Here is a 13,252-nt window from a genome sequence, read left to right as displayed (position 1 = left end):
TAAAAAATCTATAAATTCGTACAACCTTTCAATTAACAAATTAAAAAACAATTCAATATGAAATGGCAAGGCAGAAGACAAAGTGATAATGTCGAAGACAGAAGATCTATTTCCGGCGGAGGAAAAGCGATAATTGGCGGAGGAGTTATTGGGATCATTGTTTTGCTTCTGAATGTTTTTGGTGGTGAAACTGGCCAGCAAATAGCACCAATTCTTGAACAGATGCAAGGCGGACAAGGTCAGCAGACAGAAGTTGCAGCTCCATTAAGTAAAGAAGACGAAGAAATGGGAAATTTTGTGAGAGTTGTTTTGGCTGATAATGAGGATATCTGGAGTAAAATTTTTGCCGAAAATGGCATGACATACGAAAAACCAAAATTAGTGCTTTTTAAAGGCGCTGTACAAACAGCCTGCGGAGGCGCATCATCTGCTTCTGGGCCGTTTTACTGTCCTGGCGATCGAAAAGTGTATATGGATTTGGATTTCTTTGAAGAACTGAAAACTAAATTTGGCGCAAAAGGAGGCGATTTTGCCATTGCTTATGTAATTGCGCATGAAATTGGACATCACATTCAGACTTTGTTAGGAACCTCTTCTAAAATGCGTCAAATGCAACAAGGAAAAAGTGAAGCCGAAGCCAATAAACTATCAGTAGCATTAGAATTGCAAGCCGATTTTTATGCTGGGGTTTGGGCACACTATAACCAAGCCAATCTAGATACTGGAGATATTGAAGAAGCCTTAAGTGCCGCAAATGCTGTTGGAGATGATGCTATTCAAAGTAAAATGCAAGGACATGTTGTTCCCGATTCTTTTACACACGGAACTTCAGAACAAAGAATGTATTGGTTCAACAAAGGTTTTAAAAGTGGCGATATTAAACAAGGAACTACATTTGAAGAAATTCGATAATACATAAACCAAATATAATAACCACCAGAAAGCATGATGTAAACGTCATGCTTTTTTTATTCTTAAACCATATAAGTGATATAAGGTCATTTTAGACTTTGGTTATATTTCAATAAAAAATCAATTAGAGGTCATATTAGAAAACATAGCCAGCGGTTTCAACCGCTGGAGCGGAACACATATCACGATTTATTTCTATATCTATTTTATTAGCATCCCGTGGCTGAAACCACGGGCTATAGTTTGAATATTAGTTTCTTTATTTAAATCTTCTGTTAAACCTTATTATTCAGCCTTAATCTAAACTGAACTTATATAACTTATATGGTTCAAAAAAATTAAACGTACAAAAAAAGCCTTGAATTTCTTCAAGGCTTTAAATCTGGGTGGCTGACCGGGTTCGAACCGGCGACCCGCGGCACCACAAACCGCTACTCTAACCAGCTGAGCTACAACCACCATTTTTCTGCTTAGCGAGTGCAAATATAGAACAAAGGTTGAGTTCTACAAAGAAAAAAATGAAAAATTTTCATAAAAATTACATCAAATTTTCTAAGCTATTGACTGCCAAACATCTTTCAACTGTAAAACCTTCTGCAAAATCTTTCCCAACTAGTCTTCCTAAGTCCTGCGCACGGTAATTTAGACTTTCAAAAAAGTTTTTACTTGTAATTGGCGTTGCAGGTTCACTTGAATTCGGATCGTAAAATTGTGTTTTATATGCCATAATTGCTTCTACTTTCTTTTCTTCGAATCCTGTAATATCTACAACAAAGTCTGGTTCTAGATTTTTCCACTGAATATAATGATACACCACTTTTGGTCTCCACGCTTCTTGTTGCACTCCGTCTATTGAAGTTTCTATTTTCATCAAACCAGATAAAAAGCAAGCATCAGAAACCAGTTTACTTCCTTTTCCGTGATCGATATGACGATCGTCAATTGCATTACATAAAACAATTTCAGGTTTGTATTTACGAATCATTTTTATGACTTCTAACTGATGTTTTTCGTCATTAACGAAAAAACCATCACGCATGGCTAAATTTTCTCTAACAAGAACTCCCAAAATCTTCGCAGCATCTTTTGCTTCTTGATCTCTCGTTTCAGCTGTTCCGCGCGTTCCTAATTCACCGCGAGTTAAATCAACAATACCTACTTTTTTACCGAGTGATACTTCTTTTAAAATGGTTCCCGCGCAACCCAATTCTACATCATCTGGATGTGCGCCAAAGGCTAATATGTCTAATTTCATTACTTTTTGTTTTTTGTTTGTTTTGTTTCAGGTTTCAAGTTTCAAGTTGCTTGACTTTGAACATAATTTTAACCGCAAAGTTCGCAAAGGTTTAGCGCAAGGTTCGCAAAAAAAATAGCGTTCATAGCGTAAATCTTTGCGAACTTTGCGGTTAAAATTATGTTAAAACTTGAAACCTGAAACTTGAAACAATTTATAAACTATTTCTTCAAAACTCTTTTCATCGTCATCGATTTATTGACGCTTTCTTCCCATTCTTTTTCGGGAATACTTTCTTTGGTAATACCACAACCCAAATATAAAATCGCTTTATTTTCTTGAATCTGCATGCATCGTAAATTTACAAATAAATCAGAACTTGAATTGCTACCCTCATAAGAGCTATTTAGCTCTCCCAAAAAACCAGTGTAGAAAGTTCTATCATAATTTTCATTTTCTAGAATAAATGCTTTCGATTTCTTTTTAGGAAGTCCGCAAACTGCGGGTGTTGGATGCAGCGTATCAATAACCTCTTCTAAAGTTGAGTTATCTTTCAAAACTCCAGAGATATCTGTTTTAATATGCCAGATCGATCCTGCTTTTAAACTATAAGGTTCAGAAACTACAACCGAAGCCGTAAATTCTCTAAGTCTTTTTACAATAAAATCAGTCACAAATTGCTGTTCGTCTTTTTCTTTTTGCTGCCAGACAATTTCGGTTTCTTGATTGTCTTTCTGCGTTCCTGCCAAAGCCATAGTTTCAAAAACATTTCCGTTTGCCTTCAAAAGTTTTTCTGGAGTTGCACCCATCCAAAGTCCAATTTTTGGATGAAAAAAACAATAACAGAAAGTTGCAGGATATAATTGAACCAAATGCTGAAAAGTTTCAATGAAATCAAATTCAGACAAAGGTACTTCTTCACTTCTCGACAAAACTACTTTTTTGAATTCTTCATTTTTAATCGCCTGAATTCCTTGGGCAACTAAATATTCATATTGAAATTTAGCTTCAGGGTCAAAATTTAAATCGTCAATTTCGATTGGTTCAAATGAAGTAGTTTCTTTTTCAGAAGTAATAATTTCAGATTCATTTTCTGGAATCAGAATCAATTGTTTTTCATCAAAAGAAGCAAAAACAAATCCTTTTTCACTATAATCTGAAACGGTGAATAAAGTATTATTCTGCTGTAAAATCCCAACAAGATTTGAAGTATTGGGTTTTGAATAAAGTACAAAAGGCAAGTTTTGCTCTTTATGACTTTTAATCTTTAAGAAAAATGGATTCATAATTTATTCACTTTTCTTTCTGTCCAAAACCATGTTCGTCAATTTGCAAAGCGAAACCAAATTTCCTGCTTCATCGGTAATTTTGATTTCCCACAAATGAACGGTTCTTCCTTTGTGGATAATTCTGGCTGTTCCAAAAACATAACCTTCGCGAATGCTTTTCAAGTGATTTGCAGAGATTTCAATACCTCTTACCTCCTGCTCTTTCGGATTGATAAAAAAGAAAGAAGCCGCACTTCCTACACTTTCTGCCAAAGCTACTGAAGCACCGCCATGAAGTAATCCCATTGGCTGATGAACACTAGGATTTACTGGCATTTTTGCAGTTAAAAAATCTTCTCCTGCATCGATATATTCAATTTTCAGCGTTTCCATCAATGTGTTTTTAGAAAACTCATTACAGCGCGCTAAAATCTGCTCTTTTGTATAATTCATTCAAATAAACTTTAAAATCGTAAAATTAAAGAAAGATAAGACATAAATCTAAAATCCGATTCTAAAATTAAAAATCATTTATGAACTTGTCAGTTTTTTGCTATTTTTACAAAAACAATCACATATTAATCTTTGGTTATTTTTTTGCCACAGATTACACAGATTAAAAGGATTTAAAAAAATATGTTGCCACGAATTACACAAATTTCCACGAATTTTATTTCAATTTAATTCGTGGAAATTTGTGTAATTACTTCGTCAGTCCCCTCGGTAGAGTCATGGCGGAAAAAAAATCATTTTAATCCTCTTAATCTGTGGCTAAAAAAAACTTTTTAAATGCGTCAATACGTTACAATCTTTGTTCTAGGTTTAATTTTAGCATTCAGTTCTTGCCGAACTGACTTTGATACTGTTGCCAGCACTGGAGATTTGAAGTTTTCAAAAGATACCGTTTATCTGGATACCGTTTTTAAAAATATCGGTTCGAGCACTTATCAATTAAAAGTCTACAACAGAAGTAAAAATGATATTTCGATTCCGATTGTACAATTTAAAAAAGGCTTGAGCTCAAAATACCGCATGACAGTTGACGGAATGAGCGGCAACAACGGAAAAATCTTCAAAGATGTTACGCTTTTAGCAAAAGATAGTTTGTACATCTTTATCGAAACTACGGCAGATATTACAGACGCAAATCCGACTGATTTTCTTTATACCGATGAAATCCAATTTGACAGCGGCGCGAATCTGCAAGAAGTCGCTTTAGTAACTTTGATTCAGGACGCTGTTTTTCTTTATCCAAATCAAAATCCTGACGGTACAAAAGAAAAAATCAAAATTGACGGTAAAGATGTTGACGGTTTTTATTTAAGCGAAACTGATCCTGCAAACGGAAACGAACTTCTTTTTACCAAACAAAAACCATACGTAATTTACGGTTACGCGGGAGTTCCAGAAAATAAAACAGTAACTTTTGAAGCGGGTTCCAGAGTTCATTTTCACAACAATTCTGGATTGTATGTTGGCAAAAATGCTTCTTTACAAATTAATGGCGCAAAATCGACAACCGAAAAACTTGAAAATGAGGTGATTTTTGAAGGCGATCGTTTAGAATCTCTTTATTCTGATATTCCGGGACAATGGAAATCGGTTATTCTGGAAAACGGAAGCAATAATCATTCGATCAAAAATTTAACGCTGAAAAATGCTGTTGTCGGATTAGATGTCAGAAACACAGCAAGCACGATTCAAATTAAAAACTCACAGATTTACAATTGTGCTGAATACGGAATTTTAGCTCAAAATACTCAAATTAACGGAGAAAACTTAGTAATTAACTACGCTGGTTTGGCTAGTTTGTCTTGTGTTTATGGCGGAAATTACAAGTTTACACATTGTACTTTCAATAATAATTGGTCATCTTCATCTCAATTTGCTGTTAGCTTAAGTAACTCATTGGCAGGAGCAACTCCAGAAACCAATCCGCTGACACAGGCTACTTTTAACAACTGTATCATTTATGGTTCAAATACCAACGAATTTAATTTAAACAAAAATGCTAATGCGCCATTTGTTTATCAATTAAACAATTGTCTTTTAAAATTCAGCAGTTCATCAGCAAATCCACTATATCAATTTAAAACTGATACAGAACATTATACCAATATTATTCTAAACGAAAATCCAAAATTTTATAAACCTTCTGAAAACAAATTCAATATAGATAAAACTTCTTCCGCTTTTGCGAAAGGGAATCAGGCTTATATCATTACAACAGATATTTTAGGAATTACTAGAACTTCGCCGCCAGATTTGGGCGCATATCAAAGTCAGGAGTTTCCAAAGTAATGGTTTTGCCACGAAGGCGCTAAGGCGCAAAGTTTTTTTTAGAATTTTGCTTGTGTATTTTGCTCGCAAAGACGCAAAGTATTTTGACAAAGTATCCATGCCGTTTGTCATTTCGACGCAGGAGAAATCTCCGCAAGAAACTCTACAAAAATTGGCGACTTTCTGTGCGGAGCTACTTGTGGAGATTTCTCCTCCGTCGAAATGACATAAAATGAGAAAAAATTTTCTTTTTTTTAATAAAAAAACTTTGCGACTTTGCGTCTTTGCGAGATTAAATTTCCTCAATCTTGCAATTTTATTGGATTTCCTTTAAAAAAAATTGTAATTAAATTTTAAGAATCTCTTTCTTATCTAGAAGTCCTTTTTTGATTCAAATTTGAAAAACAACAATAGTTTACAGCGAAAATTTGATGATCAAAAAATGTTAAATTTCATATGTTTCAACTAGCAAAAAAATTGCATTTTCAGGGCAAAAAAGTGGAAAAATAAATAATTAAAAAGGCTCAGATTCTTGCTTTTTTTTTCGGTTTAGATTGACTAAATTTGCACCTCAATACAACAAACTACACAAATGATCCATTTCTTTGAAAACCAAAGCAAAACTGTTTTTGCAGTACAAACGCAAAACGAAATTTCAGCTCAAGACATTTCAAAATTAAACTGGCTTTTTGCCGACGCAAACAAGATCGAAAAATCTGCATTGACAGGATTTTTTGTTGGTCCACGCGCCACTATGATCACACCTTGGAGTACAAATGCTGTAGAAATTACTCAAAACATGGGAATTTCTGGCATTATCAGAATTGAAGAATTTCATCCTGCAACGGAAGATTTTAAAGATTTTGATCCAATGCTTTCTCAAAAATTCAACGAATTAGATCAAGAAATCTTCACTATCAATATTCAACCAGAACCAATTTTGGAAATTGATGATATTGCAACTTACAACAAAGTAGAAGGTTTAGCTTTAAGCGAAGAAGAAGTAGATTACTTAAACAATCTTTCGACGAAACTAGGAAGAAAATTAACTGATTCTGAAATTTTTGCTTTCTCGCAAGCGAATTCAGAACACTGCCGTCACAAAATCTTTAATGGAACTTTTGTGATTGACGGTGAAGAAAAAGAAACTTCTCTTTTTAAATTAATCAAAAAAACATCTCAGGAAAATCCTAACGATATTGTGTCTGCTTACAAAGACAACGTTGCTTTTGTAAAAGGACCAAAAGTGCAGCAATTTGCACCAAAATCAGCAGACAAACCTGATTTTTACGAAATAAAAGAATTTGATTCGGTTATCTCATTAAAAGCCGAAACACACAATTTCCCAACAACAGTTGAGCCTTTCAACGGAGCTGCAACAGGTTCTGGAGGAGAGATTCGTGACCGTTTAGCAGGTGGACAAGGTTCATTGCCATTAGCTGGAACTGCAGTTTACATGACTTCATATTCTCGTTTGAACGATGACAGAAAATGGGAAAATGCAGTTGAAGAAAGAAAATGGTTGTACCAAACTCCAATGGATATTTTGATCAAAGCTTCAAACGGAGCTTCTGATTTCGGAAATAAATTTGGCCAACCGCTTATTACAGGTTCTGTTTTAACTTTCGAACACGAAGAAGAAAACCGTAAAATTGGTTACGACAAAGTAATCATGCAAGCGGGTGGAATTGGATACGGAAAATTAGACCAATCAATCAAACACAAACCAAAAGAAGGCGATAAAATCGTAATTCTTGGAGGAGAAAATTATAGAATCGGAATGGGTGGTGCTGCGGTTTCTTCTGCAGATACAGGAGCTTTCGGTTCAGGAATCGAATTAAATGCAATTCAGCGTTCAAACCCAGAAATGCAAAAACGTGCTGCAAACGCGATTCGTGGCTTGGTTGAAAGCGACAATAACCCAATTGTTTCTATTCATGATCACGGTGCGGGTGGACACTTAAACTGTCTTTCTGAATTGGTGGAAGAAACTGGAGGTTTAATCGATTTGGATAAATTACCAGTTGGAGATCCAACACTTTCTGCAAAAGAAATTATTGGTAACGAATCTCAGGAAAGAATGGGATTGGTTATTGGTCAAAAAGATATTGATACGTTGCAAAGAATCGCTGACAGAGAGCGTTCACCAATGTATGAGGTTGGAGATGTAACGGGAGATCACCGTTTTACATTCGAATCAAAATCAAATGGTTCAAAACCGATGGATTATGCTTTAGAAGATTTCTTCGGAAGTTCCCCAAAAACGGTTATGACCGATAAAACTGTTGACAGAAAATATGCTGATGTTGCTTATTCAGCAAATGATTTCGAAAGTTATTTAAAAGACGTTTTACGTTTAGAGGCTGTTGCTTCAAAAGACTGGTTGACGAACAAAGTAGACCGTTGTGTTGGAGGAAAAGTGGCTAAACAACAAAACGCTGGACCTTTACAATTGCCATTGAATAATGTTGGAGTTATGGCTCTAGATTATTTAGGAAAAGAAGGTATTGCAACTTCTATTGGGCACGCTCCTATCGCCGCTTTGATTGATCCTGTTGCAGGAAGTAGAAATGCGATTGCTGAGTCGTTATCAAACATTATCTGGGCTCCAATTAAAGATCAATTAAAAGGAATCTCATTATCTGCAAACTGGATGTGGGCGTGTAAAAATGAGGGTGAAGACGCTCGTTTATATGATGCTGTACAAGGTTGTTCAGATTTTGCAATCGAATTGGGAATCAATATTCCGACAGGAAAAGATTCACTTTCGATGAAACAAAAATATCCAAATGACGAAGTAATTGCACCTGGAACAGTTATTATCTCAGCTGCTGGAAACTGTACTGATATTAGAAAAGTAGTTGAACCAGTTTTACAGAAAAACGGAGATTCAATTTATTATATCAATTTGTCTCAAGATGATTTCAAATTAGGAGGTTCATCTTTTGCACAAATTAGAAACACAATCGGAAACGAAACGTCTACAATTAAAGACGCTTCTTTCTTCAAAAATGCTTTTAATACCATTCAGGAATTAATCGGTGAAAACCAAATTTTAGCAGGTCACGATATCGGAAGCGGTGGTTTAATCACTACTTTATTAGAATTGTGTTTTGCTGATGTGAATTTGGGAGCTAAAATTGATTTCTCTGCATTTGCTGAAAAAGACTTGTTGAAAATCCTTTTCGCAGAAAACATTGGAATCGTATTCCAAGCAAAATCTGACGCAGCTGTTGAAGCTAAATTAAACGCAAACAATATTGAATTCTTCAAAATTGGTTCTGTAACTTCTACTGCAACTTTAGAAATTGGAAATTGGAATTTAGATATTCCAACCTACAGAGACGTTTGGTTCGAAACTTCTTATTTATTAGATCAAAAACAATCTAAAAACGGAAGAGCTCAGGCACGTTTTGAAAACTATAAAAATCAGGTTTTAAACTATACTTTCCCTGCACATTTTACAGGAAAGAAACCACAAATTGACAATTCTAAACCAAGACCAAAAGCAGCTATTATTCGTGAAAAAGGAAGTAATTCTGAGCGTGAAATGGCAAATGCAATGTATTTAGCAGGATTTGACGTAAAAGACGTTCACATGACCGATTTAATTTCAGGTCGTGAAACGCTTGAAGATATTCAGTTTATCGGCGCAGTTGGAGGATTCTCTAATTCTGACGTTTTAGGTTCTGCTAAAGGCTGGGCTGGGGCTTTCTTATACAACGAAAAAGCAAAAACTGCTTTAGATAATTTCTTCAAAAGAGAAGATACTTTATCTGTCGGAATCTGTAACGGTTGCCAGTTGTTTATGGAATTAGAAGTTATTAATCCAGAACATGAAGTTCACGGAAAAATGCACCACAACGAAAGCCAGAAACACGAAAGTATCTTTACTTCTGTAAAAGTTCAAGAAAACAATTCGGTTATGTTATCTACATTAGCTGGAAGTACTTTAGGAGTTTGGGTTTCTCACGGAGAAGGTAAGTTCAAATTGCCTTATTCAGAAGACCAATACAATATTGTTTCAAAATATGCTTACGAAGGCTATCCTGCAAACCCAAATGGCTCTGATTATAACACAGCAATGATGTGTGATAAAACAGGAAGACATTTGGTTATGATGCCTCATATTGAGCGTTCGACTTTCCAATGGAACTGGGCTCATTATCCAAAAGATAGAAATGACGAGGTTTCTCCTTGGCACGAAGCTTTTGTCAATGCGAGAAAATGGATTGAGAAAAACTAAGAAATATATTTTTATTAAAACGCCCGAATTTATCGGGCGTTTTTTTTATAGCCACGAATTTCACGAATTTTCACGAATGATTTTTTTAAGCCACAGATTATAAGGATTAGAATGATTTTTTTTCATTGTCAAAAAAAAATCTGTGAGAATCCTTTTAATCTGTGGCAAACTTTTACATACAATGCATTCGTGGAAATTCGTGTAATTCCTGGCTAACAAAACTATTTAAAACTATTCTAAGATTAATTTAATGGTATCTTAAGACAGCTTAAGCGAGCATAAACCTTCGGATAAATATCTTTGTCTCATGAAAAATATGATCCAAAAAATATACCTTCCGATTTTCTTATTTATTATAAGCCAATTTTCATTCGCACAAAAAACTACAGCCATAAAAGGAAATGTCACCGACGGGAAACTTCCTGTAGAGTTTGTCGATGTGGTTTTAAAAAATACCAGCGATTCTACTAAAGTAGCCAGTTATGCCGTAACCGATGTTATGGGAAATTTTGCTTTAGAAAATGTGCCGTCTGGCAACTATCAGCTTCAGCTTAAATTAATTGGTTTTAAAACGGTTTCTCAAAAAATAAAAGTTGCTGAAAGTCCAATTTCTATTGGAACTATCGTTTTACAAAATGACGCCAATTTACTCAATGACGTTGTTGTAAAATCTCAGAAAAAACAAATTCAGAAAACAAACGAAGGCTTTATTTTTAATGCCGTTTCGAATATTTCACAAACAGGCGGAACCGCCACTGATATGCTGAAAAGTATTCCGACAGTTGCTGTAGATGCTGAAGGTGGTATTACCTTAAGAGGAAAATCTCCAATGATTTTGATAAACGGTAAAAATTCTGCTATTACCAATATGGATCAGATTGCAGCGAGCAGTATTGAAAGTATCGAAGTAATTAGCAATCCGACGGCGAAATACGATGCTAATGCTGAAAGTGGTATCATTAATATTAAACTGAAAAAGAACAATCTTAGCGGTACAAATGGCGCTGTAGCTTTGGGTGCGGGTTTTGGCGCAAAAGGAAGAGTGAATAGTTCGGTACTTTTAAACCATAAAACTGAAAAATGGAACTTTGGTTTAGGATACGACAATCGTTTTGCCGGAAGAACAAAAAAAATAAATGCCGATAGAACCAATTATTTCATTGATGACGAACATTATATTCATCAAAATAGAAATGATGAAAGAACCGAAGGCCTTCAGAACTTAAAACTAAATATTGACTTTTCTCCAAATGAAAAAAACAGCTTTTCTTTTGAGGCACTAGGAAATATTGAAACTCAAGACAACGATGAAACTTTATACACGCAGGTAAATACAAGTTCTAATGCATTTTTCTCTAGCAATAAAAGACATTCTTTGGAATTGGAACGTTCAAAAGTTGGCGAACTTGCCTTTACTTATGATCGTAAATTTGATGATGACCGAAAAAGTTTAAATACTTCAATTACATCTTCTTTCGGAAAACACAGAGAAAATACCGATATTGACACTTATAATTACGATGAATATCAGCAGCAGATTGGTGACGCTTTGTTACAGAGAACACATAATTACGAAAATCAAAATATTTCGAATGCCATTGTAAATTACGCTTTTCCAATTTCAGAAAAATCAATTATAGAAACAGGCTACAAGGGAACCTTCAGATTTTTCAATTCAGATTTTGAAAGTGCCGATATGATTAATGGCGATTATGTAGTGAATCCGTTAGCTAGTAATAGTTTTGAATTCAATGAACAGATAAACGCTGTTTATGGTTTGATGAATTCTTACATTGGTGATAGCGAAAATCCAAAATGGAAATACAATTTAGGTTTGCGTGCCGAAAATGTTTCCAATACTGGAGCAACGCAAAATAATAGCGATCGATTCAGTAATAATTACTTAAAACTCTTTCCGTCAGCTTCCATACAATTGAATTTAAAACCTGATGAATTTATAAAGTTAGGATATAGCAAACGAATTAACCGTCCTGATCTAGATGATTTAAATCCGTTTATTGATATTACAGATGCACTGAATCCGCATGGTGGAAATCCGTACTTAAAGCCAGAGATCATTCATATTGCCGAAATGAGTTATAATAAAAACTGGAAAAATTATTCTTTCTCGACCAATGCTTTTTACAGAAATGCAACCGATGCCATTAGGCAATATGCACAGCTTTTAGACAATGGTGTAATTTTACTTCAGCCACAAAACATTGGAAGTACTGTTACGTACGGTTTAGAAACAATTTTCAGTCTTAAACCATTTTCTTTTTATGATGCCAATATTAGTTTAACTGCTTTTCAGCAAAACATTAATGCAGACAATTTGCCACAGGCCGAAGATGTCGTAAGCAGTGCTTTTAGCTGGTACGGAAAAATCATTAATAATTTTGTTCCTTGGAAAGGCGGAAAACTTCAAATTATTGGCAACTATAATTCGGCTGTTGCAACTCCGCAAGGAAAAAGAATTCCGATTTATAATGTTGATATGGGATTTCAGCAAAAATTAGGAAAAGGAAATGCTCGACTAGGTTTGGTTGTAACCGATATGTTCAACACTTTAGAAAGCGGTTATAAAAACAATACACTTTTGTTTAGCAATCATCGAACCAATAAATCTGATACACGCGCTTTAATGGTAACTTTTGCTTATACTTTCAGATCTGATTTTAAAGAAAAACTACTCGAAAACCAGTTTTCTACAGAGTAAAAACTCATCTAAAATAAATAAAACATAAAAATTTCATTCTTGTATTTTTAAGCTTCCATTCTATAAAAAAAATGGATTATATTCGCCCAACAAAAAATCAGCCACTAGATTTTTTTGGCCCAAAAACACTTAAACCTACATCGAATGAAATTATTAAAATTACTTTTTATTTTCAGCATCTTCTTTGCTGTTACACCATCGCATTCACAAGTTCACGTAGATCAGATTATTCACAATTCTAAAGAACGCTACATCACCACAACTATCGGTTATCCAGTTCCTGGAACTTACGCACCTTTAAATCAAAAACAGCCTATAACGGTATTAAATCCAGACGGAACAGGTTTTATTCAGGCCGAAGATTTAAGCAAACAAAAAATCAATTGGGGAATAGAATGTAACGAAGAAGGTGTTCCTGTATTTAAAGAAGGATTCAATAGTGCCTCTTATACGTTTTGGTACAGACCAAACGATAGTGAAGAATGGTACTACTCTCAATTTTCTATTCATTTTGCCAAGAAAAAAATGTTTTTGATGGGCGAAAGAGTAAAAGAATATGTCGATTACAACGTACAATAAGCATTAAAAAAAGA

At 34.6% G+C, this 13,252-nt stretch carries 8 protein-coding genes and 1 tRNA gene; 5 read left to right on the top strand and 4 right to left on the bottom strand.

Annotation, left to right across the window (positions count from 1 at the left end; genetic code table 11):
- Window positions 1–57: 57 nt before the first annotated feature.
- Entirely contained in the window at window positions 58–912 is an 855-nt protein-coding gene (gene ypfJ, locus AC5ZCW_RS08290) for a KPN_02809 family neutral zinc metallopeptidase (protein WP_496119037.1), read from the top strand.
- Window positions 913–1,297: 385 nt separating this feature from the next.
- Here the strand turns inward: ypfJ and AC5ZCW_RS08285 are convergent.
- The 4 genes from AC5ZCW_RS08285 to AC5ZCW_RS08270 form a co-directional block, all read right to left on the bottom strand.
- A tRNA-His gene (locus AC5ZCW_RS08285) sits at window positions 1,298–1,371 on the bottom strand.
- A 79-nt stretch (window positions 1,372–1,450) separates the two neighbouring features.
- Window positions 1,451–2,167, bottom strand: a complete 717-nt coding sequence (gene bshB1 / locus AC5ZCW_RS08280) for a bacillithiol biosynthesis deacetylase BshB1 (protein WP_343541703.1) — start codon at window positions 2,165–2,167, stop codon at window positions 1,451–1,453.
- Window positions 2,168–2,367: 200 nt separating this feature from the next.
- Window positions 2,368–3,432: a chorismate-binding protein gene (locus AC5ZCW_RS08275; RefSeq protein ID WP_496119036.1), complete on the bottom strand. Its 1,065-nt coding sequence runs from the start codon at window positions 3,430–3,432 to the stop codon at window positions 2,368–2,370.
- Between the two features lie 3 nt (window positions 3,433–3,435).
- On the bottom strand, window positions 3,436–3,867 hold the full coding sequence (locus AC5ZCW_RS08270; protein ID WP_035647170.1) for a PaaI family thioesterase: 432 nt from the start codon (window positions 3,865–3,867) through the stop codon (window positions 3,436–3,438).
- A 336-nt stretch (window positions 3,868–4,203) separates the two neighbouring features.
- On the opposite strand from AC5ZCW_RS08270, the gene AC5ZCW_RS08265 reads away from it, so the two are divergent.
- The 4 genes from AC5ZCW_RS08265 (at window position 4,204) to AC5ZCW_RS08250 (ending at window position 13,238) form a co-directional block, all read left to right on the top strand.
- Window positions 4,204–5,715 (top strand): hypothetical protein, encoded by a 1,512-nt coding sequence (locus AC5ZCW_RS08265; RefSeq protein ID WP_496119035.1) that lies wholly within the window; start codon window positions 4,204–4,206, stop codon window positions 5,713–5,715.
- A 571-nt stretch (window positions 5,716–6,286) separates the two neighbouring features.
- Window positions 6,287–9,940, top strand: a complete 3,654-nt coding sequence (purL, locus tag AC5ZCW_RS08260; protein WP_496119034.1) for a phosphoribosylformylglycinamidine synthase — start codon at window positions 6,287–6,289, stop codon at window positions 9,938–9,940.
- Window positions 9,941–10,247: 307 nt separating this feature from the next.
- The gene (locus AC5ZCW_RS08255) at window positions 10,248–12,659 is read left to right on the top strand and encodes a TonB-dependent receptor domain-containing protein (protein WP_496119032.1); all 2,412 of its coding nucleotides are present in this window, start codon (window positions 10,248–10,250) and stop codon (window positions 12,657–12,659) included.
- Between the two features lie 144 nt (window positions 12,660–12,803).
- Complete coding sequence (locus tag AC5ZCW_RS08250) at window positions 12,804–13,238, top strand: hypothetical protein (RefSeq protein WP_496119030.1); 435 nt, start codon at window positions 12,804–12,806, stop codon at window positions 13,236–13,238.
- Window positions 13,239–13,252 lie beyond the last annotated feature (14 nt).

Source organism: Flavobacterium sp. PLA-DH12 (genome assembly GCF_059511845.1).
Note: the sequence above shows the minus strand (reverse complement) of the source record. Positions and strands in the feature narration are given on the sequence as shown.

Bases quoted from the DNA above. Each gene is read 5' to 3' on its own strand.
- purL (WP_496119034.1), top strand. From the start codon at position 6,287: ATGATCCATTTCTTTGAAAACCAAAGCAAAACTGTTTTTGCAGTACAA.
- AC5ZCW_RS08250 (WP_496119030.1), top strand. From the start codon at position 12,804: ATGAAATTATTAAAATTACTTTTTATTTTCAGCATCTTCTTTGCTGTT.
- bshB1 (WP_343541703.1), bottom strand. From the start codon at position 2,167: ATGAAATTAGACATATTAGCCTTTGGCGCACATCCAGATGATGTAGAA.
- ypfJ (WP_496119037.1), top strand. From the start codon at position 58: ATGAAATGGCAAGGCAGAAGACAAAGTGATAATGTCGAAGACAGAAGA.
- AC5ZCW_RS08255 (WP_496119032.1), top strand. From the start codon at position 10,248: ATGAAAAATATGATCCAAAAAATATACCTTCCGATTTTCTTATTTATT.
- AC5ZCW_RS08275 (WP_496119036.1), bottom strand. From the start codon at position 3,432: ATGAATCCATTTTTCTTAAAGATTAAAAGTCATAAAGAGCAAAACTTG.
- AC5ZCW_RS08265 (WP_496119035.1), top strand. From the start codon at position 4,204: ATGCGTCAATACGTTACAATCTTTGTTCTAGGTTTAATTTTAGCATTC.
- AC5ZCW_RS08270 (WP_035647170.1), bottom strand. From the start codon at position 3,867: ATGAATTATACAAAAGAGCAGATTTTAGCGCGCTGTAATGAGTTTTCT.